Origin of the sequence: Parageobacillus caldoxylosilyticus NBRC 107762, from assembly GCF_000632715.1 — a bacterium.
Lineage (GTDB): Bacteria > Bacillota > Bacilli > Bacillales > Anoxybacillaceae > Saccharococcus > Saccharococcus caldoxylosilyticus.
Genome location: NZ_BAWO01000070.1, coordinates 1 through 25,889, shown reverse-complemented (window position 1 = coordinate 25,889; position 25,889 = coordinate 1). Strand labels below are relative to the sequence as shown.

The window sequence follows — 25,889 nt, the reverse complement described above, 5'->3', positions numbered from 1 at the left end:
ATCTCATTTCTTTAATCATCAATCAGAGATTCAATAATTGGACATTCATGTAGTTGCTCTTCATTCGGACAGCTTTCTTTTAATTTATTCAACATATTTTCGATACGCTTTAAATCTTTAATTCGTTGTTGAACCTCACCTATTTTTTGAGAAACAAAGCTATACATATCCGCACATCGAACCTCATCCTTATCAACAACACCAAGTAATTTATGAATTTCACTTAGAGAAAACCCTAGTTCCTGCATACGTTTAATAAAACCAATGCGCTTCACAGTCTCTTCCGAGTACATTCGATACCCTGAATCTGTTCGTGAAGTTTCTTTGATTAAGCCTTTTCTCTCGTAATATCTAATGGTTTCTTTATTAACGTTACATTTGTCAGCCAGTTCACCAATACGATATTTCATCTTATCACCCCTAGATAAAGTATAAACCCTGTACCATAGTACAGGGTCAAATGAATTTCGAAGTTTTTATAGCTTATTAAAATCTACTTTCGTTAATTTATGTTTAAACAACTTTTTTGTCCTCATTACTTTGGTCTATTAGCAATTCAACTTTTTAACAACATTGATTTAAGCCTAATAAGACGAATTGAACGCCTTTTCCCGTTTCTTCCACATCAAGTGTAACTCTCTCGATGATAGAAGCCACTTTCTCATCCATCGCTACCCGAATACCATTAATAATCTCCAACCGATCTGTGGTTTGCAGAATAAAGACAAACTCCTTCTTTACCGTGTTTCTTTAAAATATCTTGTAGTACTTGTTTCGCTTGATCAGTAATCACCATATTTCTCTTCCCCTTTTCTTAATTGATCGTTAGTCGCTATGCTTTTGGAAACAAACGTTTTAATGTTTCTTTCGTTTCGATGTATCAAGGTTGGTTAACAAGTTGGTAAATTCATCGAAAGCAGCAATTTCTACTGTACAAGCCCCCGACAATTGTTCCTCCATTGAGGCAACAACAGAATCCGGTAACTTTTTGCGATAGGGACCCACAACTTTTTCTCGATAGGCTTTGATTGTTGCTTCCGGATCTAGATTGCAAGCAAACAAATTTTGTTTCAGTTCGTTTGTTAACTCCATTTCAAATCTTTATTTGTTTAAAAAGAAAAAAGATTAACGACTCGAGTCGTTAGCTAACACTGTTTCGTCAACTGAATTCAGGACTTGTTCTAATTTTGTTCGGATAGCGTTTTTGAGCATGGATCTTAAACTTTTTTTATACTTCTTCTTAGTCAATGGACAACGATATTCTTCATCATCAATAATCTCATTTCTTAACTCCTCATTTTCATTGAAAAACAACGGATATATTTCGTTGGTTAGTTCATTTTCTTGCTGTATTAAGTTTACTGTTTCACTTTTGTATTCATTGATCACTTCTCTAACAATCGTTTTAAAATCTTCAACAGACATCTCTTTCTTTAATTTGCACTCCATTGTTTTTAGTGTTTCATTACTACTTTCTTGTTGATTTTTCTTTTCTAATTCTTGATACATCTCATCTATTTGCTCATATAAACCGATTAAAAAAGCATTTTCTTCTTCCAGCTTTTGAATTTTAACCGTTAATTCAGTGATTTGCTCGTAAACCAAGTTCAACTCATCCTGCATGTTAATGAGTTGATTTTCTAATTGCTTCTTCTCCTCCATGAGCTGTTTAATTAATTCTTCCGAGTGAGTGCTATCACCTTTAACTTCTTCAGAATCCAATTTATTATGCTTTTCACGATGGTCATTCGCCAACATTGAAAAAGAGTTTTCTACATACCATTCATAAACTCCCATTACTTCAGGCAAACCTGGTCTCTGTTCTTCAATAAACTCGAATAAATCATCGTGATAAATTCGCCAACCCTCCTTTCGATTTGCCGAACGTTCTGCTTTAATCTTTCCTTCTCTGATCCAACGAGTAACCATTTGAATTGAGTCAGTAATGTAATATTCCTGAAGTATTTTTAGTGCTTGGTGAACATTATATACTTCCATCTCCTTCTCCCCCGCTCAAAATTATTTAAAATAAAAATATGTTGGTAATGTTATACCTATGACATTACCTAAGTAATTTTAGGAAAATAAGAAATGCTTGGCTTTAAGCGCCAAGCATTTTTATTAAAATCCCATTTAATTAATTAAGATCTCTAAAATTTAGGTCATTGTTTTGTTAGTTTTGACTGTTTTTAATCAGGACTTTGTTAAATTTCAATGTTGATTTTTAAACCACACAAAAAGACCGAAATAAATTCGGTCTTTTTGTGTGTCTTCTTCAACTATTGCATTATTCTTTCACATTTAGCAATCGCATGCTGTTTAATGTTACGATTAATGTTGCTCCCATATCGGCAAATATCGCTAACCATAACGTTAACCAACCAGGTACAATTAACAATAACGCCAGCACCTTAATGCCCAAAGAGAAGGTAATGTTTTGCTTAATAATTGCTAAAGCCTTGCGGCTCAATTTAATCGTATATGGCAATTTACTTAAATCATCAGACATTAAAGCAATATCGGCTGTTTCAAGGGCTGTATCGGTTCCAGCACCACCCATTGCCACACCAACGGTTGAAGCTGCAAGAGCTGGTGCATCGTTCACACCATCTCCAACCATCGCAACACTTCGATACTTGTCGCGAAGCTCTTTGATGAAATTCAGTTTATCTTCTGGAAGTAAATCGGCTTTAATATCGGAAACCCCGACTTGTTTTCCGATGGCTTCGGCTGTTCTTTGGTTATCTCCCGTCAGCATCACCGTTTTTTCAATACCGACTTGATGCAGTTTTCGAATAACCTCTTTGGATGATTCTCTTATTTCGTCTGCCACGGCAATTAACGCCAGAATTTCTTTTTCCGTTCCTAACGCCATGACCGTTTTCCCTTGTGTTTGAAGATCTGTAATTTGTTCTTTTATTTTTGATTGGATACCATTTGGAAGAAGTTCTTCAAAAAGACCTGGACTTCCGACATAATACATTTCGTTATTTACTTTGGCTTTTACACCTTTACCGGTAATGGATTGGAATTCTTCAACCGATACATCATTAAAATTCAATCCATCTTCTTCTGCTTTTCTTATAATGGCGGAAGCAAGTGGATGTTGTGAGCCTTTTTCAATGGCTGCTGTAATGGTCATTAGTTCATTTTCATTGCCATTATAAGTGACTACATCGGTGACGGAAGGAACACCTTTTGTTAATGTTCCTGTTTTATCAAAAGCAATCACTTTTAAGTTTCCTGCTTCCTCTAAATAAATACCACCTTTAATTAACACACCGTTTTTCGCTGCATTTCCAATGGCAGTTACAATCGAAACAGGCGTGGAAATAACCAACGCACACGGACAACCAACCACTAATACAGCTAGACCTCGATAAATCCATTCGCTCCAATCAGCACCCATAAATAATGGCGGAATAACGGCTAGTAAAAGAGCAAAAATGATAATGGCTGGTGTATAGTATTTGGCAAAACGATCTACAAACGCTTGAGAAGGTGCTCGTTCTGCTTGAGCTTCTTCCACTAAATGGATGATTTTCGAAAGAGTTGTATCTTCCACTCGTTTTGTAACTTTTACTTCCAATAACCCTTCTTCATTCAATGTTCCTGCAAAGACTTCATCACCGACTGTTTTGGTTACTGGAACACTTTCTCCCGTAATGGCAGCCTGATTTAGCGTAGATGTACCCTTGATGACGATTCCATCCATCGCTAATTTCTGACCAGGCTTTACGATCATAATATCCCCGACTTGAATATCGTCAACAGGGACCATCATTTCTTCATTTCCGCGACGAATTAATGCTTCTTTTGGAGCAATATCCATCAACGATTCAATGGATTGACGAGCTTTATCCATGGAATAACGCTCTAAGGCTTCACTAATGGCGAATAGAATAACAACCGTTGCACCTTCTCCCCATTCACCAATTGCTGCAGCTCCTAAAATCGCCACTGTCATCAGCGTATTCATATCAAACTGTAATCGAACCAGGTTCTTGAAACCTTTCATAAATAGCGAATATCCACCGATTAAAATCGATGCAGCATATCCAATTGTCGCAAAGATATGCTCTTCTCCGTATTGCATCCCTAGAAACCAACTGATCACAAGCAAAACGGCGGAAATGTACACTTTAATATTCTCTTTTTGCTTCCAAAAAGGTTCACGCTTGACTGCTTTTTCTTTATCTTCCCGAATCTTTAAGTTTTCAAAAGCCCCTGCTTTTTCTAATTCTTCGATGGTTGTTGTACCCCAAACGGTAATTTTAGATGCTCCAAAGTTTACTTTAGCATCTTGAACACCTGGCAATGCTTTTACGTTATTTTCAAACTTTGCTGCACAGTTTGCACAAGTAAATCCTTGAACACGGTAGGTTTTCACTTCTGATTTAGATAATTTTGCTTGTTGTTCAGACATGGACTTTCACCTCTTTCTCATGTGCTAACGCAATCATGATTAACTGCTTAATATGGTCATCATCCAGCGAATAAAATGCTAGCTTTCCTTCTTTTCGATACTTTACAATCCCTTGTTTATAAAGGGTCCGTAAATGATGGGAAGTGGTTGCAACAGAAGCCCCAATGATATTGGCAATATCACATACACATAACTCTTCATCTTGGCAAAGTGAATAGGCAATTTTTGCCCTATTTTCATCTGCCAGTGCTTTAAACAACAGGACAACACTGGATATATCTTCTTTTTGCAATTCCCCTTGTATTCGATTGACTTTTTCTTCGTCATAACAATAAATTTCACATGTATCTTTCTTACTCATTAATTATCCCCCTTTCATATTCAAATTTCCGTTTGAATATATTATACCTCATTCCTTTTATTATTCAAATATTTATTTGAATGAAAAATAAAAAAGAATTGGATTTAAAAAAATCAACCTAATATTTACCAGGTTATTCATTTAATTAGCTACATCAAAAAATTCTATTAGATAAAAACAATAAACCTCATTATCCGCAAAAAGATAATGAGGTTTATTATTCCTTAACCAAAGAATGTTTGGAACAATAAATATGCGTTTAAGCTGATAATCACAACCGCTACCATCCAAGCAAGAACTTTCAACCATAATGGATTTGCGAACTCACCCATTTTCTTTTTATCGCTAGTGAATTGAACGAGAGGCACTACCGCAAAAGAGAGCTGTAAAGAAAGAATCACTTGGCTCAAAATAAGTAATTGAGCCGTTCCGCTTTCGCCATAAAGAGCAGTTACAACAACGGCTGGGACAATGGCAATCAATCGAGTTATCAGTCTTCTTAACCAAGCAGGAAGGCGAATATTTAGAAAACCTTCCATCACAATTTGACCAGCTAAGGTTCCCGTTAATGTGGAGTTTTGACCAGAAGCCAACAAAGCAACTCCAAATAAAATACTTCCAAGTGTTGTTCCAAGCAGTGGAGAGAGCAAGTGATAAGCATCTTCAATCTCCGCAACATCTTTCATTCCTGCTTTATGGAACGTAGCAGAAGAAACAATAAGGATCGCTGCATTAATAAATAAAGCGAAGAATAGGGCAATCGTTGAATCCCAAGTAGCATATTTGATCGCTTGTCGTTTACCCGAGCTGGTTTGTTCGTATTGACGTGTCTGCACAATGGAAGAATGCAGATAAAGATTATGAGGCATTACGGTTGCACCTAAAATCCCGATTGCAATATAGAGCATGGATGGATTGTTAATAATCTCTTTGCTTGGAACAAATCCCTTCAATATGCCACCTACATCTGGTTTAGAAAGAAAGATTTCAGTCGCAAAGCAAGCACCAATGGTTAGAATTAAAACAATCACCAACGTTTCAATATAACGAAAACCTTTATTCTGTAAGAGTAATACGACCAGTACATCCAGAGCTGTTATAATAACGCCGTATATTAACGGAATGCCAAATAATAAATTCAACGCAATTGCCGAACCGATCACTTCCGCCAGATCACAAGCTGCGATTGCCAACTCGCATAAAACCCATAAGATCATTGCTACAGGCTTGCTGTAATGGTCACGACAAGCTTGTGCTAAATCCCTTCCCGTTACAATTCCCAACTTGCCAGCCAATGCTTGAAGCAATATTGCCATTAAATTGGAAAGCAAAATAACGGAAAGTAACGTGTATCCGAACTGGGAACCTCCCGCGATATCAGTCGCCCAGTTTCCCGGGTCCATATACCCCACGGCAACTAAGTATCCTGGTCCAGCAAACGCTAGAAACTTTTTCATCCAAGAACCCGTCTTTGGTATACGTAAACTTCTATATACTTCGGGTAACGTTGGTTGCGTCCGTTTATTTCTCCAACCTTCTTCCACTGTTAACGGCATTTTTTTTATATTTTCACCCATGATGATCACCTCATGATTGGTTTTCACTAAATATTTTGCATTAAGGAAACTTTTTGGGTAAAAAATTGCTCCTACACTTAGAATTAGATATATGTAAGAGCAAAGAAAATGTTGCCTAAATAAATTGTACATCAGAAACTTTTTTAGTCAATGGAAACTTTTATCGTTTGTTAGTTTAAGTTCGCTAAAATATTAAACAAGGTACTGACCTTGCTCTATATTGGTCATATTTTTCGTTAGACTTTCATGTCCCCGTGATGAATTTGAGAGGTTTCAATTTGAATGGTTGTATGCAGAATCTTAAATTTTTCCTCAATCATGTGAATGGCATCTTGTAAAACCTTTTGGCTGTCTTGATGATCTTCAATCAAAATATGGCAACTTAATGAATCCAACCCTGATGTAATCGTCCAAATATGGAGGTCGTGAACGTCAATCACTCCTTCAATACTTTCTAAGGCTTTTTTCACTTCATTTTGGTCAATGTTAATTGGCGTTCCTTCCATCAAAATGTGAACCGTATGTTTAATCACTCCCCAGGCACCTTTCAAAATTAATAAAGCAACCAAAACGGAAATAATGGGGTCAGCTACATACCAACCAAAGATCCACATGACAAGCCCAGCGACGATAGCGCCTACGGAACCCAAAGCGTCACCGATCACATGAAGATAGGCGCTACGAAGATTGACATTATTTTTCACATCCCCTTTTTTCATTAACGCCCAGGCACTTAAAAGATTGGCAAACAGACCAATGGAAGCAATCAGCATCATAGAGCCGCTAGCTACGGTTGGTGGGTTGTAAAAACGCTGAATAGCTTCCCATACGATAAACCCAGCGATAACAAACAAGGTAACTCCATTAAACAAAGCGGCTAAGATTTCAAAACGATAAAAGCCATACGTTTTATTGGGCGAAGCTGGTTTGGCGGCAAACCAAATAATAACTAAGCTAAGAACAAGTGAACTGGCATCACTAAGCATATGACCAGAGTCAGAAAGAAGGGCTAGGCTGTTTGTGATTAAACCTCCGAAAAACTCTAATAACATAATTCCAGCGGTAATGAGAAGTGCAATCGTAAGCCCTTTTTTATTACTTTCTCTTCCGTGATCGTGATGGTGTCCGTGGTGATGGTGGTGACCATGGTGGTCGTGAGAATGATGGTGGTGATGATGATGCATGATAAAACGCCTCCTTAATGATGTTCAGCATGGTCAATGGCTTGTTTTAATAATGAATAACGTGTTCGTCATCGCAGGAGTAAAACAGTGTTTTTCCTTCACGGCGATACTTAACCAGTCTCATATTTCGTAACATACTAAGCTGATGAGAAACGGCTGATTGAGACAATTGAGTTCATCCATCGTCCCCCTTGTACTAAGTTGTCTTTACTTTATATACAAACCAATAAAACATGCCTTAACAAAACAAAAAATCCTCCGCCGTGGGAGGATTTTTTGTTTTTATGAAACTTTGACTACGAAAGGAACGGTAATAACCTTACCTTCGTGTTGGAACTGACCCCAAATTTTATAGATTCCACTCTTAGGGAACTTGGTCATAAATTTAGCGTCTGGTCCTTTTGCCTTTTCGTCCATTGGATGTACGTGTAAGTATTCCTCTGTGTCCTCACTGATGATGACAACGTGTCCAATAGCACCTAAGTATGGTTGTAAATTAGTAATCGGTCGACCTGTCTTGTGGTCTTTAATGTTAAAATTCAATGTAACATCTTTTCCGGCTTTGAGTTCGTCAAAAGATAATGTAATTTCCTTGCCATCGACAACTTTAGTTAAATTTTCATCTGGTTTGAGTGGAGTTGTTTGTGCTTTTTCTCCCATAACCGTAACAGTGTGATTTTTTACAACTTTTGATGCCCCTTTTGGAACATAATCGGCATATAATTTATATTCTCCTCCAGCAGGAAAGTTTAAGGCAGTCGTGAACAGTCCGTCACCTTTGTATTCAGGGTGTAAATGATCAAAATAAGATAAATCTTTACTTACTACAATTAGATGCATTAGCTTTTCGTGCTGAATATCAAATTTTTCAATAGGTTTCCCTTCTTTATCATTAATTTGAATTGTTAAATCAACCGTTTCATTGCTTTTTGGAGTTTCTTTTGAAAACTTCCAAACAACCTGTGTAGTGACATCTGGGGACTGGTTCGTTTCGTTATTCATTCCTTCGTGATTTTCACCTTGTTGCATATTTTTGTGATTCATATGTTGATTTTCATTTGTATTGTCGGATTTGCCGCATCCACTTGCAATCAATAAAGCGGAGATCAGAGCTATTAGCATTATTTTTTTCATATTGATACTTCACCCTTTCTAGATTAAGAATTTGTGAAACAAGATTTGACTTTCTAAACATATTGCAAAAATGGACACATCAGATTTCATCCTTGAAGTCATGTTCATTCCTTCTTTTCACTGCACTTAATTTTTCTTTTCGCTGTTTAAGCAAGTATAGATCCACATCCTGAATAGCATCAACCATTTGAACCACAGCTAATCCTCCAAACTCCTCAAAAAATCCATAAGCTACGGATTTTGTTTGCTCAGATAAAAATGCTCTTTGGTTTGAACGTATTTAAAGTAAGCAATTCCTCTTCTCGTTTCTTTATGTAAATATCCTTTATCAACACAGTCATAACAGCATTAAAAGAAATTGGTTTTTCATTGTTGATATGCTGTGGGACTTCCCTAATGGTAACTTTCCCCTGATGCCCAGATATAATTCATTATTTTTGCTTTAAGCTCCAAAGAAACGATTCAATCCCCTCTTCATTGATTTTCCATTGTTTCTCATCCTTTCTACGCATTAACCACACATATGGTGTTCACTACATATTGTGGTGTAAAAATGAAAAAAGTCAAATTTGATGCAGCTAAACATTTTCATGGCTATTAGCGCTCTACAGTTGTATTTCAAGGATTTAGATTTTATTAATATTTGATGTCGCTTTAATGAATATCCTTTGAATATATGTACGCAAATAAACTCTACAATCTATGACCACATAAATCAGCAATTAGCTTGACCAGCCCCAATAGCAAGTAATTTACCTTTGCATGAAAATCACCACTCAGAAATTCACCGCGTTTTAAAATCAGGTGATATATGGTGGAGGATTTAGATAAGGACGCCCCTTATTTTTTAAGATATATTTCAAATTTGACCATCCACCAGAGAATTTTACTTAGAAAGAATTGATTGATCATCTTGAACGGGCTGGATCTAATGTATTGGACCAAAAAAGAATTTTGACAGCTTTCTCTGTATAAAACAATAAATTTATTTAATACCAACCTTTCGTGAACTGGTATTTTTATGCTTGATTTTTAGGTTAATGCCTTGGTGACAGGATATTCGCACAATGAATACTTTATCAGCGTAGGATATTTAGAGGAGAGATGATAATGGATTCACAATGATGATGTCGCCAAGCACACATAAAACTCTCCAAGATTGTCCAACTATGTGTGAAAAGACATTCGATATATTGTTAAATCGCCAAGATGTTTATTTCAGAAATAATCAACTGAAATTCCTTCTTGAAAAGCTGATTCTTTCTTGCTTAGCGTAGAAAAAACGACTTTTCGTTTTCAATATATGTCTTTAGCGTATGTTTTTTGTTGGTACTACCCTAAAAAGGAAAGATAAATCCACGTTTATCCTTTTACTTTGTTTGGATTCCAATTAAATTTTCTCTTTCCCTTTGTGATACATTAAGATACTGATATCACACTACTGATTAACATTACTTTCTCTTGAATTGTTTTTATTTTCCATAATTTCTTCATAATTTGTTCTTATAATAACAATTGTTCATATTTTATCTAGTTATCTAGGTGAATGATGAAACAACCGATTGTGAAAGAACGAAAAAGAAAATCACGTTTCTGTTCCGTATAATATCTTGTTTTGGAGTAATCAGTATCATTGTGCTTATCGTTTATCTATTTAAATAAGTGAGGTGAAATTTAATGAATAACGATAAATCTTTTAAACGAGCTTTGCGTTTTGAATGGCTGACTTCCTTTTATGATTTCATCATAAAATGGACTACGAGAGAAAACACATTTAAAACTGCTCTTATTGAGCAGGCTTTGCTTCGACCTAACCATGAGATTCTTGATATTGGCTGCGGAACTGGAACTCTTCTTTTGCAAATTAGCAAGTTATATCCTCAAACAACTCTTTACGGGCTTGATGCAGATCCTTCAATTATAGAAATAGCCAGACAAAAAAACGATAGTACAAACAATATAACCTTTATTCAAGGTTTCTCTACAGCTCTTCCCTTCGATTCCGATACATTCGATCGCATACTTTCAACTCTTTTCTTCCACCATCTTGATTCAACAGAGAAGGAAGCTACATTCCATGAGATATTTCGGGTTTTAAAACCCGGTGGAGAAGTTCATATAGCAGATTATGGGCCACCCTCTAACCTTTTTATGAGAGCAGCCTTTCTGCCAATTCAATTGTTAGATGGCTTTGAGAGTACAAATGGAAATATACAAGGGCAAATTGAAAGATATATGAAAGGGGCAGGGTTCGAAAAAATTCATAAACATAAAAGTTTTGATACCTTATTCGGCACTATTTCGTTATACTCCGCCACTAAACCCATCAATCTAAAAATTATAAATTAAAACATAGTGTGTTAGCGGCAAGAGCAAGTATTTGTTTAGCTTATCACAGACAGGATTTTTGGCTACAAGTTTTTTATTAATTAGATACACAGGATTAAAAAGAGGCTATCGATCTTTTTTCGATAGCCTAAAAAACAGTTTAATCTAATCTTTATACCTAGCCGTCAAACCTTTTCTAGTTCGTCTGTATAATATAAGAACTGTGCTTGTAATCACTAAAACAACAGATAAAACTTGAGCCATTTTTAAATTGTCTGTTAGCATTAAACTATCTGTTCTCATCCCTTCAATAAAGAATCTACCAATCGAATACCATATAACATAAGTCAAGAATACTTCTCCACGTTTTAAGTTTAAACGTTGTAATATCAATAAAATCAGAAACCCTATCAAGTCCCATAGAGACTCATACAAAAATGTTGGATGATAATAACTTCCTTCAATGTACATTTGATTAATGATAAAATCGGGTAGGTGAAGGCTTTCTAAAAACTCTCTTGAAACGGGTCCTCCATGTGCTTCCTGATTCATAAAGTTTCCCCAACGTCCAATTGCTTGCCCCAGTATAATGCTTGGTGCTGCGATATCTGCCAATTTCCAAAAACTCAAATTCTTTTTCTTTGCAAAAACGACAGTTGTGACAATAGCACCTATTAAAGCCCCGTGAATGGCGATTCCGCCTTTCCATATAGCTATAATCTCATTGGGGTGTTGCGAATAATACGACCAATTAAAGATGACATAATAAATTCTGGCACATATCAAAGCTATAGGGACAGCCCATAATACAAGGTCGGTAAATACCTCTTTTTGTAATCCCCTTTTTACTGCTTCATTAGTAGCAATATACAATCCTAACAAGAGCCCTGTACCAATAATAATTCCGTACCAATGAATACTTAAAGGACCTAATTCCAGTGCAATTGGATTTAGAGGTTTAATGGTTTCCATTTACTTACTAAAGTCTCCTTTCCATTCTTTTTCTCTGAATTTTCTAACATATAAGCTAATATAGCTAATCTTGATTTCGTAATTTCTGCTGGTATGCCTCTCGCTCTAAGACGATTTACGATTTGAAAAACTTGCTTTTCCTTGTTCATTCTATTCTAACCCCATTGACAAAATTATTTACTAATATATTGAGTTTAGCGGCTAAATGATTGATTTAATTCCTGTACTTCTTCTGTTAGACTTTTGACTCTTACAGTTTTCATACAATCCTCCTGAATCAATAGTTCTTAATAATTCGATGAATGTATTTTAATAAATAAATTTGCAGAAGTTATGTAGAAGAAGTAACAAAATAATAAAAATGACTCATTTTACTTAATCGGTTTACCTCAAGTGTCAAGAAAACGTTCAGTGTATATCAATATATGAACTAGTTGAATACGTACAAGCAGCGTTGTACGAGAAAATAATTAAAGTACAATTAGATATAACAAAAAACGTCAGTTTATTAAGTCGGCTCATCTTGTCAACAAAGTCGACAAGCTGTTTTATTATGAAGGCAGGACGAAGGAGAAATGGAGGGAAAGAACGATGCTTCTGCCACACCATGAACTTTCATTATCTTTTTCGGTCTAGTAATTTTAGGTGTATTTTCACCTTCCTTTATGATGAAGGATAAGCGGTTCTTCTTTCGCAACAAGCCCTCCGGTTATTTTGGTTCTATTTTAATTGGAATAGGATTTGCCGCAGGCTGGACTCCTTGTACCGGCCCAATTCTTGTATCAGTTATAGCGTTGGCAGCTACCAAACCAAGTGCAGCAATTTTATACATGTTCGCCTATGTATTAGGTTTTGCCGTTCCTTTTTTCATTATGTCATTTTTTATCGGCAAGCTAAATTGGATAAAAAGGTATAATTCTGTCATCGTAAAAGTCGGAGGATTTCTTATGATTGTCACGGGGATTCTGCTGTTTTTTGATTTGATGACAAAAATCGTTACCTTTTTTACAGGTTTGTTTGGTGGATTCACAGGTTTTTAGGCGTTTATCATCCGAAAATAGGAATACCCAATTATTACAGTTCTGATACAAAAATAATTTATTAGAAACACAGAACAACAACTACAGATAATAGCTCCTTTTATTCCCTAAGTAAACTTGGATACTCGAAAGTATGATTTCCTCATTTATTACTTAGATTAGCCGACTGTTAGGGGGATTTTTTTATGAAAAAATTCAAACTCTTTTATAATAGTTTTAAAGCTCCATTGCACATCTAAATCCGGCTGGACTGCCCTCACTTTTCTTACTTCTATTAATTTTTCCCATAACAAAAACACCCCTCCTGAGTTAACAGTAAGGAATATTCCTTTTACTGTATACTCAGAAGGGACAATATCATTAACCTGATATAATCAGGTGTAGAAAAAGATTTTTAGTTTTTATTTAATACTAGAGATGAAGTTGTCCATAGTTTCATAAGACATAGGACCTACATGTTTCTCTCTGATAATTCCATTTTTATCAATGATATACGAAGTGGGAATTGTTATTATACCGTATAGATTTCCAATCTTTCCTTGCTTATCAAGCAGAATGTTAAACGTCATGCCTTTATCCCTCACAAAATCCTTCACTGTATCAGGACTGCTTTCGCTATTCGTTAAATTGACTGCCAAAATCTCTACATTGTTATTTTTATTGTTTTCATAGAACTTTTGCATTTCGGGAATTTCAGCTCTACAAGGAGGACACCAAGTAGCCCAAAAATTCAATATAACCGTCTTTCCACGCAAATCAGACAACTTCACTTTATTTCCTGTAATTGAAAGTAATTCAAAATCTGGAGCAAATTGTCCTTTATTAGTCCCGATTTTGCCAGAATCTAATGAGGTAGACATAACTGTTTTAGGGGATTCTATTCTCCCTGTTTCATGTTGATTGGTAAGCATAGGGGTTATGGCAAGACTTAAAAATATACCGCCTAAAATTATATTATTTGTTGTATTTCTCCATCCCTTTTCCTCGTCCTTAGTGGCCTCTTCTCTTCCTTGCCTCTCTGACCAGTATAAAATACATAAAAAGATAATAATTAAAGAGACATATAACAATACTTCTTTTGATATTATCTCAGCGTATACAAAATTGTTTTTATATAGGGCTATTTCAAATTGAATTAAATGAAACCATATGAGAAGTTGTAACAAAGTTTTTTGGGTGTTGATTCGTGAGGCTGCTATAAAAAAACAAACAGCTACTATTGCTTGCAAAATGATGAGATGATTCTGAGGATCTTCCATTACGCGGATCCATACAAACGTACTAAAATACCCCAAATACGCAGGAACGGCCGCACGTGTGTAAGAAACCAAAGAAATATTCTGTTTTTTGATAGATAACCAAGTAGAGATCGTGATGAAAATAATCCCTATACCAATTCCAACATATCCCCCGTTAAAATAAATTATAGTCATAGGATTTTGTAAAACTGAATTAGGGTGTAAAACGACATAGCTAAATTTCCAAATTAGTACTCCATTAATAAAACTATTAAAAATTAAATCCATGATGTTTCGTTCTATTTTTAATATCCTAATACCATAATAAAACATCACATAGCTAATTAATAAGCCGCTTATTAGTAAAAGATTTTCACCTTGAACTATAATACTACCAAATTGCAATACGCATCTCTCCCCAATTTCATGTGATTTATTTATTATAAATAAAAAATATGAATTTTTTATGGAGAAACATATTAAAATTTCTTAGCTAGTTGTTCTAAAGACTGAAGCTTGTCAACTTTGTCATCAAAGTGAAAGTGTCGAATCCTCGACACTTTATTTTTTATATTATTTAGGAGTATTCGATACCTTCGTAGCATCCCAATAATATTGACTTAAAACTTCTCCCAATGCATCTGCCGTTCTATATAACTCATCCATCGTATTTTCAATGCCCCCTATTTCGATAATGACAGAATTAGGAGATAAATCTTGGTTATAAACTCCATTTCCTGAATGGCTATCCTTTTCAATAATTCCTCTTGACAATCCCGGATAAGATTTTTCTATTTCAGTGTTAATCTTTTGTGCAAAAGCTAAATTTTCCTCATAATTTTTATTTTCCTTACCTACAATAAAAAATAATCTAGCGTACGTTTTTCCGTTTATAGTTACTGTTGTTATTTTTCTTGGCTATGAATCACGATGGATATCCAAAAAGTAGCTAAGATCCCTATTAGACCTTTTCGCAGATGCAACAATTTCTCTGGAGATTTCGTAAGAGCTAGAATAATCTAAATTTCTTTTCTTTAACATGGCTACAATGTCCGTTGTATCTACTTCTACTCCTTGATGTTAGTCTAGATTATAGACACAACGAATAGAGAAATGTATAGTAAATCTATCAATCATAGGGAGTGTCTATAATGGCTAGACGTTTTGATAAAGAATTCAAAATACATGCAGTAAAATTAGTGGTCGAGCAAGGAAAGGCGGTCGCTCAAACCGCAAGACAACTCGATATTTCGCCAAAAACTCTTCATAAATGGGTCGCAGATTATAAAAAAGATGCCGAACATAGTTTTGTCGGAAGCGGAAACCTTAAACCAGAAGATCAAGAAAAGCGCGAACTACAAAAACGCATCCGTGACCTTGAAGAGGAAAACGCGATCTTAAAAAAGGCCATGAGCATCTTCGCCAAAAACCAGAAGTAATCTATGAATTCATTCATACGCATAGAAAGGAGTTTCGTGTGGCGAAGATGTGCGAAGTCCTAGGTGTTTCAAGAAGTGGATACTATGCATGGACCAAACGGCCGGAAAGCCAACAAAAGAAAAGACAAGAAGCGTTGAAAAAGCAAATCAAAAAGATTCATATCGAGTCAAGAGAAACGTATGGCAGTCCAAAAATCACAAAAATCCTTCAGAAGCAAGGGGTTGAGGTATCTCAAAAAACGGTCGCCAGAATCATGAAAGATGGGGACATTCGTTCAAAAACAAAGAAAAAATATAAGGCAACCACGAACTCAAAGCATCATTTGCCTGTGTATCCCAACTTATTGAATCAGCAGTTTGAAGCAGATGAGCCGAATCAAGTATGGGTGGCGGATATCACTTATATTTGGACGAAAGAAGGCTGGTTGTATTTAGCATCCATCATGGATTTGTTTTCTCGTAAAATTGTAGGTTGGTATCTTTCCGAGCGTATGACAAAGGAGTTAGTGATCAAAGCATTCAACCGGGCCATCCATCAGCGAAATCCTCAACCTGGTCTGATTCACCATTCGGACCAAGGGAGCCAGTATGCATCGAATGAATACCAAGCCATGTTGAGGCAATACGGAATCCAGACGAGCATGAGTCGAAAGGAAAACTGTTATGACAACGCATGTGCCGAATCGTTTCACTGCATCCTTAAAAAGGAACTCATTTTCCACGAAACCTTTACGACAAGGGAAGAAGCGAAACAACGGATTTTTGAATACATGGAGTGTTTTTATAATGCCGAGCGAATTCATTCCGCTAATGAGTACATGTCCCCGATGGAGTATGAGAAGATGCATCAGCAAGGCAAAAAGCAGCAACGCTTCTCTCCACAAGTCACGATATAAGGGGCATATCTTTCCTCTTGAGAAGGGGAAGGGTTTACCAAACCGTTCTCCTTCTCAAGAGGCCACTAAACGAAGTGCGGTAGTAGGGTTTTAAAATTTTTCTCGATTTTACGTGTCTATTTTCTTGACATAATACCACCTATCCCCCTATTTCTAAGAGCTTCTCCTAATCGTTTACCTACCATTGTGATATTAATTTTTGAGTGATGGTATGTTTTTTCGTTACCCGTACCCTTTAGATAGGGCAAAAAAGATTCACGGCTATGTGAATGATAAATAAACATTACATTCCGGTTCCCAGTGTCATTTTTCAATGGTGGTGGTTTTACCATATTTTCTGTTTGATTTATTTCTTCTTCTAATTTCTTCAGATTTTGTTCACTAATTTCTCTCTCTTTTAATAAAACCTCAATCGGAGGTGATGATTCGATTGTTAAATTTGTATAGTCTGTTCCTTCTCCTGCCACAATTATTTTCGAATCGAAACTTGAAAACCCCGGTAAAACATTCCTAAAAAATGAGCGAGGATCACTCAAGCTTAAATTAATGGTATTTTCAAACAGCAGTTTTGAAAAATTAGACTTTTTTATGTCACCTTTGATTCCCCGATTAAAATAATGATTTTTCATCTCCAATATGTACATAAATGAGACGGACTCCACTTTCCATGAAAGGTCCCTTAAATACTCAGAAACTAAAAACTTCTTAAAAAAATAGCAATAATCATATTTAAAATAAACACACTGACTATTAACGTAATTAGAAAACTGTAAAAGAATGCAGTTGTATTTTTCGGCGAAGACTGTCTTCTCATTCTTACTCTCCCTTCTAAATTCTATTATTAATATCTATGAATGAAATCTAGTAAATAGAATAAAGAACTAAGATTTTTAAAAATGATGACCCATGAAAAAATTTATTTAGGAGATAACCTTCTTTTGTCTCCATAGTTCGTTCAATATCGCTTTTACAGAAGTGTTTATAACAGGAGAAAAAACTAACGAAGGAGACATGAAATATAAGAGATTATTATGTTCAGAAAAGCTAAAAAAAACAAAAGAAGTTGTTGACAATACTCTTATCAACAACTTCCTTCATCTATATAAAATTGAAATAGGGGGAGACAATTGTAAATCACATTTCTGATGCTTGATACAATAAAAGAGGCTAGATTTTACTATAGCTTTTTGGATAGTTGTTCAAATTCGTCTAAAGTGATCTCTCCTTTGGCTAATCGCACTTTTAATATTTCCATCGGAGATAACTCTTCTTTGCGGTCATTGATAAAACGATGTAAGAGATAAAAACCAATGGCGATTAATACAACCCAGAATAACATCATCCCAATCATCATGGCCAAATCTCCAAACATCACCGTTCACTTTCCTCCTTTTCCTAATTTTAAAACCAATAAGTGATGGTGTCTAATATGCCAAGTAAGATCATCACGATTCCAGCTGCTTTCTGAACGAACCTTCCTGCTTGCTTTCCTTTTTTCATTAGAGTGCCGCTAAATCCTAAGTACCAAAGGATGAGGATGAATAAAATAACAGGCACAGAGGTTCCGATGGCAAAGATACTCGGTAATAACACTCCATAAGACGTTGAGTATACCAGAGGCATTAGAGTAACAAAAAATAGCACAAACATGGTTGGACAAAAAGCTAATGAAAAGCCGAAACCCATTAAAAAGGAGCCTATTTTTCCTTTCTTTAAAAATCTCTCAGGGATTTTGAACAAGGTTACGTTCCAATACATTTTAAAAAGCCCTAACAAGTATAAACCTACAAGAATGAGAATGGGACCGATCAGCTTTCTCAACCACGGAAAATATAATGTTAGTGTACTTTGAATCTCTTTCCCCATCAGCCAAACGATGAAACCTAAACCGGAAAAAGCAATGATTTTACCCAAAATAAATAGGAGCAACTCTTTCCACGCAATCCCTTTTTGCAAGGACTGATTACTGTACAACGTGATCGCTCCCAAGTTGCCAGTGAGTTGACATGGAGCCATCGCTCCTACAATGCCAAGAACAAAAGCTGACAAAATGGGAATAGCTGTCGTGCTATTTGCAATATTGAGAAACGGTTGGCTTAGAAGGTTGCTTATTTGGCTCAAGAACGAATACACCCTTCTTCTCACCTTCTTCTCTATCTGATGTCTATATTGTAGCAATGAATTTTGCAGAATTTATGGAGTGGTATATTTTTAAGTAAGCAAAAAGACATGCCCTCGCATGTCTTTTATTAAAAAATTTTCCCTTTCGATGCTAGTCTTGTCCAGCTTTCACCGTTATTTTTTGTCATGAAAATATCCCCGTTCATGGTGGCGATCACAATTTCCTTCTCATTTGTCGGATTAGAGGCCATATACATGATATGGTCTTTTTCATCGAGTTTAGGAACAGAAAGAACTTCCTCCTGTTTTGAATCTAACGATTGTTTTATAAGTATAGGCTTATTATTCTCTACAGCAGCAAATAAAATGGATTTTTCTTGGAAGACGAAAGTCGTCGTATTGATCTTTCGAGTAAAGCGTTCAAACGTATTTCCATTATCTTTGGAGACAAAAATTCCTTCAGGCGTACTAATTCCGACCATATTTTCGTCCGTTGGGTGGGCAGCAATCGTTCCTGCAACAGTTTGCGGCAGGCCGTTTAATTGACTTTGTAACCACGTTTTGCCATCGTCTTTACTGTAGAATAACCCTTGTCCGAGCGTTTTATTTGCTTCTTGGTTCACGACATAAATCGTATGGCTTTTATAGCCAACTGTCATATAATGAAAATCAGATTCTTTATAAAATCCTAGATTCATCAACGTTTGTCCATTATCCAAACTTTTTACAAGACCAAGAGGATTTCCTAAAGATGAACCTTCTTCTGGATGCCCCGATGAATAAAATCCATCGTCTGTGGCAGAAAAGCCCATATAATCATGTTTATACGAAGTCGTTTCATACCACTTATTATTTTGGTAAACAAGTAAACCTTCATGTGTAGCAAAGTAAATCGCATTTTGGTTGCCTGCATAACCGATTCCATGTAAATGTTCGAACTTTCCTTCTTTCTTTTCTTTAAAGAAAGGATTATTTGTAACAGATATGTTGGATTTTGCTTGTTCTCTGCTATTGATAAAGGTCTGCTCTTTTTCATTGGATGATGAACAAGCGCTTAGAAGAAGAATAGCCGATGTAATCATCATAGCTTTCGTCATTTTTTTCATTGCTGATACTCCTTTTTGTGTATTGAGTAAACATAGTAATTTTATAGCAGAAAAATTTGCAGAATTTATGGAGTTTGTTTCTTTGAATATGATATTTTGTTGCTCTTCATAAATCCCTTTCAATTTTGTTCATTTGAGCCTTTTTTCGATTGATTTTCTTCCAAGTAAAAAGGAATAAACAAACAGACAAAAATGTTAATATTACTTTCCCTTGCCATGTCCAATTCATCAATTGATAAACCGAATAGGCTTCTAAAAGTAATGCCGGTATTTTCCCTATTGAGCTAGCAATCATAAAGATAAGCAAGGAGGTTTTTCCTATCGCTGCAACAAAGGTAACTACTCCTGACGGAACAAAAGGAAGAAGCCGCAAAGACAGAACAAGAAAAAAGGCTTCTAAACCTTTTGCTTCAAGCAAACGTCTGACTTTCGGGTGAGCAAATAACTTGGATTCAGAAAGCTTCCTGAATCCTTTACGATATAAAAGAAAGGAGATAATGGCTCCGATTGCTTCCCCTGCAAAAGATAAAAAGGTGCCTTTCCAAAACCCGAATACGGCCAAGTTGGCAGCCGTTAGAAAAACGCTTGGTACAAATCCTAAAACACTGATCATAATATTTATAACGATACTAATGAGGTAAGCAACATTTTCATATGTGCTGAGCAGTGTAATGATTTGCTCTTTCATCCTCTTCTCACCTTATGCCTCCCATATTATATCCTACCCCCAAACGGTTTGCAGAAATTGATCGATTGGAAACCTAAATTTGTCTCATCTTTTCCCTAATATTTTTTACATAAGAGTCTATATTGTACGTTCTTTTCTCCTTGTTTATGCCTTTGGACGATTTATAAAAGAGAAGTAATTTTTATTTTATAAATTAAATTTGCAGAATTTATGGATTTCAATAGTTTGCCGCTCGCTTCCTTCAGATTCCGCGTCACCACGGATACCCTTGCGTTAAGCTAACTGCTACTTCTGTCTTAGCAGCTCGGGACTTTCACCCTATAGATTACTCTCATGCCGGGCACACAAACAAAAAGGGAGCAATTCCTTCGCTCCCTTAATTCACAATTATTCTTTTTGCACCTAGATAGCGCTTAGACCAATATGTATTCTTCATAGAACTAATGCTAACTCCTTTAGAAGAAGAACTATGGATAAACTCATTATTTCCAATATAAATTCCTGCATGAGAAGCTCCAGGCTTATAAGTTTCAAAAAACACTAAATCTCCTACTTGAGGAGAAGAAACTTTCACACCTTTAGCATAGATGCCAGCAACCGTTCTTGGTAAGCTAATTCCAACACTCTCCTTGAATACATAATTCAAAAAGCCACTACAATCGAATCCTTTAGGTGTACTTCCTCCCCATACATACGGGACATTCAAATATTTTTTAGCATTTTGAACCAGCCTTGTTGGGTTATAAGATGAAACTCCTTCCACTTGCGTAGTTTTAGTCTTAGCGTTTTTTATGCCTAATGCTTTGAATGTACTAGGACCTACAATTCCATCAGCAGTTAAGCCCTTTGATTTCTGAAACTTTATAACAGCACTTTTGGTAATAGGACCAAAATATGTAGTAGTTGTTTTATATGTAAAGTAACCTTTATTTTTTAATATTTGTTGTAATTCTTTAACATCTTGGTGTGTCATTCCAATTTTTAATGTTTGATCCCCAAGAGCCGCACTACTTACGATTGGACTACTCAATAAAACACCTGCCATTGCAAAAGATGCTACTAACCTTTTCAATCCTGTTTTCCCCCTATAACTCTTTTCGTATTTTTGAGCAAATTCTATCATGTTAAAATAACATTAATGTTTCGATGGATTTACAGTTTAATTACAAAATTGTGCAGAATGTGTGAAAAGCCGACAAAAAAATACATAAAATACCGTCAATTTATTACATAAAAAGACATAAAGCTTGCGGTTAAATCAATTTTAATTGCAAAAAATATCAATCATTATATTAAGAGAGATTTATAATTAAAGAAGATAAGGGGAATGCCTTTAGCTTCCCCCTCTATATCTAATAGGATTCTCTTTTTACTTTGTTTAACCATTGATCATCGTAAACTAAATCTAAATAACGATCACCACGGTCTGGAAAGATGGTAACGATGTTCGTTTCTTTTGTCAATGAAGGTATTAGTTTTTTAATAGCACTAACAACAGATCCCGAGGATCCTCCCGAAAATATCCCTTCCTTCTGTTTTGAATCTAATGATTGTTTGATAAGTACAGGCGTCCGTTGGGTGGGCAGCAATCGTTCCTGCAGCAGTTTGCGGCAGGCCGTTTAATTGACTTTGTAACCACGTTTTTCCATCATCTTTACTGTAAAATCCCCCTTGTCCTAGTGTTTTATTTTCTTCTTGGTTCACCACATAAATCGTATGACCTTTATAGCCAACTGTCATATAATGAAAATCAGATTCTTTATAAAATCCTAGATTCATCAATGAGACAATGGCTTTGAATGCTTGCCCTGCAAAAGATAAAAAGGTGCCTTTCCAAAACCCGAACACAGCCAAATTGGCAGCCGTGAGAAAAACGCTTGGTACAAGTCCTAAAATACTAATTATAATATTTATCACAATGCTGATGAGATAAGCAGCATTTTCATAGGTGTTGAGTAGTGCAATGATTTGCTCTTTCATCCTCTTCTTGCCTTATGCCTCCCATTTATATCCTACCCCCCAAACAGTTTGCAGAAATTGATCGATCGGAAAACCAACTTGTCTAAGCTTTTCTCTAATATTTTTTACATGAGAGTCTATTGTACGCTCTTCTGTATTTGCGTTATAGCCCCATAATGACACGATGATTTGTTCTCTACTAAACACTCTGTTTGGGTGCTTCAAAAACAGACCCAATATGGCAAACTCTTTCGGCGTTAGAAAAATCGGTTTGTTTTGATAGTGGACTTTATGTTCGTCTTCATCCCACACTAAACCTTGAAACTCCATTTTCGAATGTTTTCCTACTGAACGGCGTAGTACAGCCTCGATGCGCGCCAGCAGTTCGGATTCGTCAAACGGCTTCGTAATATAGTCATCTGCTCCGATTTTCAGTCCTTGGACGATATCCGTTGTTTGATCTCGGGCCGTTACCATGATGATCGGGACGTTAGAAAATTCCCGAATTCGCTTGCACGTTTCCCAACCATCCATCTCTGGCATCATAATATCCAGCAAAACTAAATCCACTTTGTTATTTTCTAAGTACTGTATCGCAGCTAAACCGGACTCACACTTTACGCAATGATATCCTTTAGGCGAAAGATAAAGATCAAGTAAATCTAACATTCGTTTTTCATCGTCAACCAGTAAAATCGTGTACATGCTATGCTCATCCCTCCGGCAAGGTAATGATCATGTTTGTTCCTTTTCCATATTCACTTGCGGCGTAAATCGATCCTCCGTGCGCTTCCACAATTTCCTTGACGATGGCTAGTCCTAATCCTGTTCCGCCGCTGTTTCTTGATCTTGATTTATCCACTCGGTAAAACCGCTCAAAAATATGCGGCAAATCCTCTTCAGGGATCCCTCTGCCTTCGTCTGAAACGATCATCACAATGTTGTTTTTCTCCGCTCTTGCATCAATAGAGACGGTAGAGCCTTGATCTGAATATTTTAAAGCATTGTCTAACAGATTTATCATCACTTGCTCAAAACGTTTTTGGTCTATATGGACGGTAATGTTTCCATCGCAGTAATATACAAGAGACATTTTTTTAGCTTGAAACGCAGGATGCATTTTGTCATGCAATTTTTTTAAGAAAGAACATAAGTTTGTAGGTTCCTTATGGATTTGAAAGGAATGTTGATCCATCTTCGCTAATTCAAAAAGATCCTTCACCAATTTTTGCATATGTTCTGCTTCTTCGTAGATAATGGACAAATATCGATTTCTCTCTTCTTCCTCCATGTTTGGTCTCCTAGCTATATCCGCATACCCTTTTACATAAGTGAGCGGGGTGCGAAGTTCATGAGAAATACTGGCGAGAAATTCATTTCTTTCTTTTTTTAAGTATTCTAAATCCCTCGCCAATGTTTGAATGGCTTTCCCTAATTCCGTCAATTCGTCCCCCCCTTTTACTTGCAAACGAACAGAAAAATCACCTTTGCTCAATTTTTCGGTCGCTTGTTTCATGCGAATGAGAGGAATGGTAATGATTCTTGACAAGAAAGCAATCGTAATAATCGTTAAAAATACGGAAAGAATTCCAACCATAAGGAAATGATGCTTTAACTTATAAATCATGTTTTGAATAGAATCCGTATTTTGAAACATATAGACATACCCTTTGATCTTGCCGTCAATCCGAATCGGGCTTACTGTCGAAATATACGACTCTCTTTGCCAATTTTTTTGTACAATCATACCATCATGGGGAATGTTTTTATTTGCTTTTTTTATTACTCTTTTAGCAAATGGTAAAATATGATCTGAAAAATACAGTATCTTCCCCTTGTCATTGGTAATAACGACGTCCGTCTCCGCCTCAGATTCCATCATCGTGACATGCTCTAACGTAGAAGGGTTATAACTTTTTTCTAACACATCGCGATGATTATTCCCCCTTGCCAACAGCTGTTCAAATTCCTCATTAATTCTAGAATGAACCAGAGTAACATATAAAGACGCAAATAAAACCGTCTCTATTCCTAATACGAATACAAAAAATAATAGTCCCAATTTAAACGAAATTTTTCTCATTTTTGGTCCCTTCCTTATTCAGCCCAATTCAATTAATTTCTATATAGTTTAGAAAAGCTGTTTTTTGATCTTTTTTTCGTTTATTCGGAGCGATTAAGTCAAACTTCTCTGAATGACATATTGGTATTAAAACTAAATCGTTGAGACTTAAAACTCTGGAATAAATATCTGTATGTATGTTCTCCTTGTTTATGGCTTTGGACGATTTATAAAGGAGAAGTAATTTTTATTTTATAAACTAAATTTGCAGAATTTATGGATTTCAATGGATTGTAACTGTCAGGAACGATTTCACTTTTATTGTGAAATTTATCACAACGAATCCGTATTCTTACTGCTATCATAGCCATAGATTCAATAGAAAGGAAAATATTTTATGCATAAAGCCATGATTACCATGTTCACCTTTTATAAATTTTCTACCTTAAAACTGAATTACTTACTTATAGTAGACAGCTTTTTTACATAACTTTCAAGACGCCTAATGCCCTCCGTGTCCTTTACCTGTCGCTAGAATAATTTCAAGTTTTTCATCAATAATTCCTTGCGTTTGATAAGAAATTGAGTTTACTCTTTCTGATAAGAATCCATGATTATGATTATATGGACCTAAAAATATAGTAACATTTTTCGGTATCATGGATATTTTTGTTAATTCAACTCTTTTTGGTATAAATTCTAGGAAATCAAAATTAAAAAATATGTCGAAAAAAGTAGAAACATGATATAATACCAAAATGTCTGGCATTTTGAACTAAGTTATATAAGAGAGAGGAGACATCATGAATTTACTTCAAAAAAAGTCAATTACTCACTTGTTAAGTCAAAAGAAAACATTGCAGAAAACATTAGGTGCCTATGATTTAATATTGCTTGGTATCGGAGCGATTGTTGGAATCGGGATTCTTGTGTTGACAGGTGTCGCAGCAGCAAATGATGCAGGTCCTTCGATTATCTTTTCGTTCATGCTGGCGGCATTGGTGTGTGGATTTGTAGCGTTTTGCTATGCAGAAGTAGCATCGGCTCTTCCTGTTTCCGGCGGTGTCTATACGTATGCGTATGTAACAATTGGGGAAGTAGTTGCGTATTTAATAGGATGGATGCAACTTTTAATTTATGTTTTGTCCGTTGCAGCAGTGGCAAATGGATGGTCTGCTTATTTTCGCTCATTGTTAGAAGGATTTCATTTGCATATCCCGAAAATGCTAAGTGCAGTGCCCCAGCAAGGCGGAATGGTGAACTTGCCGGCTGTCTGCATTATTTTACTGATGACATGGATGCTGTCAAAAGGTGTGCAAGAAAGTAAGAAAGTGAATAATACGATGGTAGCCATCAAA

24 protein-coding genes and 5 pseudogenes are annotated in these 25,889 nt (G+C 35.9%); 4 read left to right on the top strand and 25 right to left on the bottom strand.

The genetic code is table 11. The annotated features are described in order from the left end of the window. Positions 1 to 11 precede the first annotated feature (11 nt). The 9 genes and pseudogenes from merR to GCA01S_RS16855 all read right to left on the bottom strand — a co-directional run bounded on the left by merR (position 12) and on the right by GCA01S_RS16855 (position 8,682). Positions 12 to 410, bottom strand: coding sequence for an Hg(II)-responsive transcriptional regulator (gene merR / locus GCA01S_RS16890; RefSeq protein WP_035067772.1), 399 nt, complete (start codon positions 408 to 410; stop codon positions 12 to 14). Between the two features lie 448 nt (positions 411 to 858). Then, positions 859 to 1,098, bottom strand: a pseudogene (locus tag GCA01S_RS16885) (arsenical pump-driving ATPase); the annotation flags it as partial. A 27-nt stretch (positions 1,099 to 1,125) separates the two neighbouring features. Further along, positions 1,126 to 1,998: a MerR family transcriptional regulator gene (locus GCA01S_RS16880; protein WP_042411721.1), complete on the bottom strand. Its 873-nt coding sequence runs from the start codon at positions 1,996 to 1,998 to the stop codon at positions 1,126 to 1,128. Between the two features lie 289 nt (positions 1,999 to 2,287). After that, positions 2,288 to 4,426, bottom strand: coding sequence for a heavy metal translocating P-type ATPase (locus GCA01S_RS16875; protein WP_042411719.1), 2,139 nt, complete (start codon positions 4,424 to 4,426; stop codon positions 2,288 to 2,290). Next, positions 4,419 to 4,787, bottom strand: coding sequence for an ArsR/SmtB family transcription factor (locus GCA01S_RS16870; RefSeq protein WP_015863926.1), 369 nt, complete (start codon positions 4,785 to 4,787; stop codon positions 4,419 to 4,421). Before GCA01S_RS16870 ends, GCA01S_RS16875 begins: the two co-directional genes overlap by 8 nt. A 224-nt stretch (positions 4,788 to 5,011) precedes the next feature. After that, positions 5,012 to 6,364, bottom strand: coding sequence for an Nramp family divalent metal transporter (locus tag GCA01S_RS16865; protein ID WP_172798646.1), 1,353 nt, complete (start codon positions 6,362 to 6,364; stop codon positions 5,012 to 5,014). A 236-nt stretch (positions 6,365 to 6,600) separates the two neighbouring features. After that, the gene (locus GCA01S_RS16860; protein WP_042411715.1) at positions 6,601 to 7,548 is read right to left on the bottom strand and encodes a cation diffusion facilitator family transporter; all 948 of its coding nucleotides are present in this window, start codon (positions 7,546 to 7,548) and stop codon (positions 6,601 to 6,603) included. Between the two features lie 14 nt (positions 7,549 to 7,562). Continuing rightward, positions 7,563 to 7,717, bottom strand: a pseudogene (locus GCA01S_RS19615) (ArsR/SmtB family transcription factor); the annotation flags it as partial. Positions 7,718 to 7,830: 113 nt separating this feature from the next. After that, a complete protein-coding gene (locus tag GCA01S_RS16855; RefSeq protein ID WP_042411712.1) occupies positions 7,831 to 8,682 on the bottom strand; it encodes a hypothetical protein in 852 nt (283 codons plus the stop codon). Between the two features lie 1,677 nt (positions 8,683 to 10,359). Here GCA01S_RS16855 and GCA01S_RS16850 point away from each other — a divergent pair. Continuing rightward, a complete protein-coding gene (locus tag GCA01S_RS16850; protein WP_042411710.1) occupies positions 10,360 to 11,031 on the top strand; it encodes a class I SAM-dependent methyltransferase in 672 nt (223 codons plus the stop codon). Positions 11,032 to 11,175: 144 nt separating this feature from the next. Here the strand turns inward: GCA01S_RS16850 and lgt are convergent, their stop codons facing one another. Together lgt and GCA01S_RS21390 are read right to left on the bottom strand one after the other, a co-directional pair. Continuing rightward, the gene (lgt, locus tag GCA01S_RS16845; RefSeq protein WP_042411707.1) at positions 11,176 to 11,982 is read right to left on the bottom strand and encodes a prolipoprotein diacylglyceryl transferase; all 807 of its coding nucleotides are present in this window, start codon (positions 11,980 to 11,982) and stop codon (positions 11,176 to 11,178) included. Then, positions 11,961 to 12,131 carry an Lmo0850 family protein gene (locus GCA01S_RS21390; RefSeq protein WP_369492354.1) on the bottom strand — a complete coding sequence of 57 codons (171 nt, stop codon included), beginning with the start codon at positions 12,129 to 12,131 and terminating at the stop codon, positions 11,961 to 11,963. Before GCA01S_RS21390 ends, lgt begins: the two co-directional genes overlap by 22 nt. A gap of 465 nt (positions 12,132 to 12,596) precedes the next feature. On the opposite strand from GCA01S_RS21390, the pseudogene GCA01S_RS16840 reads away from it, so the two are divergent. Then, positions 12,597 to 13,022, top strand: a pseudogene (locus GCA01S_RS16840) (urease accessory protein UreH domain-containing protein); the annotation flags it as partial. A 158-nt stretch (positions 13,023 to 13,180) separates the two neighbouring features. On the opposite strand, the gene GCA01S_RS21095 reads toward GCA01S_RS16840, so the two are convergent. The 4 genes and pseudogenes from GCA01S_RS21095 to GCA01S_RS21380 form a co-directional block, all read right to left on the bottom strand. Further along, positions 13,181 to 13,315: a hypothetical protein gene (locus GCA01S_RS21095; protein ID WP_255212297.1), complete on the bottom strand. Its 135-nt coding sequence runs from the start codon at positions 13,313 to 13,315 to the stop codon at positions 13,181 to 13,183. A 108-nt stretch (positions 13,316 to 13,423) separates the two neighbouring features. Continuing rightward, entirely contained in the window at positions 13,424 to 14,665 is a 1,242-nt protein-coding gene (locus GCA01S_RS19930; RefSeq protein ID WP_081804214.1) for a peroxiredoxin family protein, read from the bottom strand. A 168-nt stretch (positions 14,666 to 14,833) separates the two neighbouring features. Then, positions 14,834 to 15,169: a stage II sporulation protein P gene (spoIIP, locus tag GCA01S_RS21385; RefSeq protein WP_081804213.1), complete on the bottom strand. Its 336-nt coding sequence runs from the start codon at positions 15,167 to 15,169 to the stop codon at positions 14,834 to 14,836. Between the two features lie 9 nt (positions 15,170 to 15,178). After that, positions 15,179 to 15,322: pseudogene (locus GCA01S_RS21380) on the bottom strand (stage II sporulation protein P); the annotation flags it as partial. 89 nt (positions 15,323 to 15,411) lie between these two features. Between GCA01S_RS21380 and GCA01S_RS16825 the strand changes: the two are divergent. Next, a protein-coding gene (locus GCA01S_RS16825; RefSeq protein WP_197478853.1) for an IS3 family transposase occupies positions 15,412 to 16,595 on the top strand; the annotation gives its coding sequence in 2 pieces (ribosomal slippage) (positions 15,412 to 15,667 and positions 15,667 to 16,595; 1,185 coding nt in all). A 116-nt stretch (positions 16,596 to 16,711) separates the two neighbouring features. Here the strand turns inward: GCA01S_RS16825 and GCA01S_RS16820 are convergent. From GCA01S_RS16820 to GCA01S_RS21080, 10 genes and pseudogenes are all read right to left on the bottom strand, one after another. After that, entirely contained in the window at positions 16,712 to 17,239 is a 528-nt protein-coding gene (locus GCA01S_RS16820) for a stage II sporulation protein P (protein WP_052510060.1), read from the bottom strand. Positions 17,240 to 17,772: 533 nt separating this feature from the next. Beyond that, positions 17,773 to 17,967, bottom strand: a complete 195-nt coding sequence (locus tag GCA01S_RS16815; protein ID WP_141103885.1) for an SHOCT domain-containing protein — start codon at positions 17,965 to 17,967, stop codon at positions 17,773 to 17,775. Positions 17,968 to 17,996: 29 nt separating this feature from the next. Beyond that, positions 17,997 to 18,728 (bottom strand): urease accessory protein UreH domain-containing protein, encoded by a 732-nt coding sequence (locus GCA01S_RS16810; protein WP_042411700.1) that lies wholly within the window; start codon positions 18,726 to 18,728, stop codon positions 17,997 to 17,999. A gap of 116 nt (positions 18,729 to 18,844) precedes the next feature. Then, entirely contained in the window at positions 18,845 to 19,822 is a 978-nt protein-coding gene (locus GCA01S_RS16805) for a F510_1955 family glycosylhydrolase (RefSeq protein WP_042411697.1), read from the bottom strand. A gap of 106 nt (positions 19,823 to 19,928) precedes the next feature. Next, positions 19,929 to 20,510 carry a TVP38/TMEM64 family protein gene (locus tag GCA01S_RS16800; RefSeq protein WP_042411695.1) on the bottom strand — a complete coding sequence of 194 codons (582 nt, stop codon included), beginning with the start codon at positions 20,508 to 20,510 and terminating at the stop codon, positions 19,929 to 19,931. Between the two features lie 376 nt (positions 20,511 to 20,886). Next, on the bottom strand, positions 20,887 to 21,582 hold the full coding sequence (locus tag GCA01S_RS16795; protein WP_042411693.1) for a C40 family peptidase: 696 nt from the start codon (positions 21,580 to 21,582) through the stop codon (positions 20,887 to 20,889). 416 nt (positions 21,583 to 21,998) lie between these two features. Beyond that, positions 21,999 to 22,490 carry a hypothetical protein gene (locus GCA01S_RS21085; protein WP_231883421.1) on the bottom strand — a complete coding sequence of 164 codons (492 nt, stop codon included), beginning with the start codon at positions 22,488 to 22,490 and terminating at the stop codon, positions 21,999 to 22,001. Positions 22,491 to 22,502: 12 nt separating this feature from the next. Beyond that, positions 22,503 to 23,174, bottom strand: a complete 672-nt coding sequence (locus tag GCA01S_RS16785) for a response regulator transcription factor (RefSeq protein WP_042411692.1) — start codon at positions 23,172 to 23,174, stop codon at positions 22,503 to 22,505. Positions 23,175 to 23,181: 7 nt separating this feature from the next. Next, positions 23,182 to 24,552: a sensor histidine kinase gene (locus tag GCA01S_RS16780; protein WP_042411690.1), complete on the bottom strand. Its 1,371-nt coding sequence runs from the start codon at positions 24,550 to 24,552 to the stop codon at positions 23,182 to 23,184. A 481-nt stretch (positions 24,553 to 25,033) separates the two neighbouring features. Beyond that, positions 25,034 to 25,165, bottom strand: a pseudogene (locus GCA01S_RS21080) (ArsR family transcriptional regulator); the annotation flags it as partial. A gap of 166 nt (positions 25,166 to 25,331) precedes the next feature. Between GCA01S_RS21080 and GCA01S_RS16775 the strand changes: the two are divergent. After that, a partial coding sequence (locus GCA01S_RS16775) for an amino acid permease (protein ID WP_255212298.1) occupies positions 25,332 to 25,889 on the top strand: 558 nt, incomplete at its 3' end.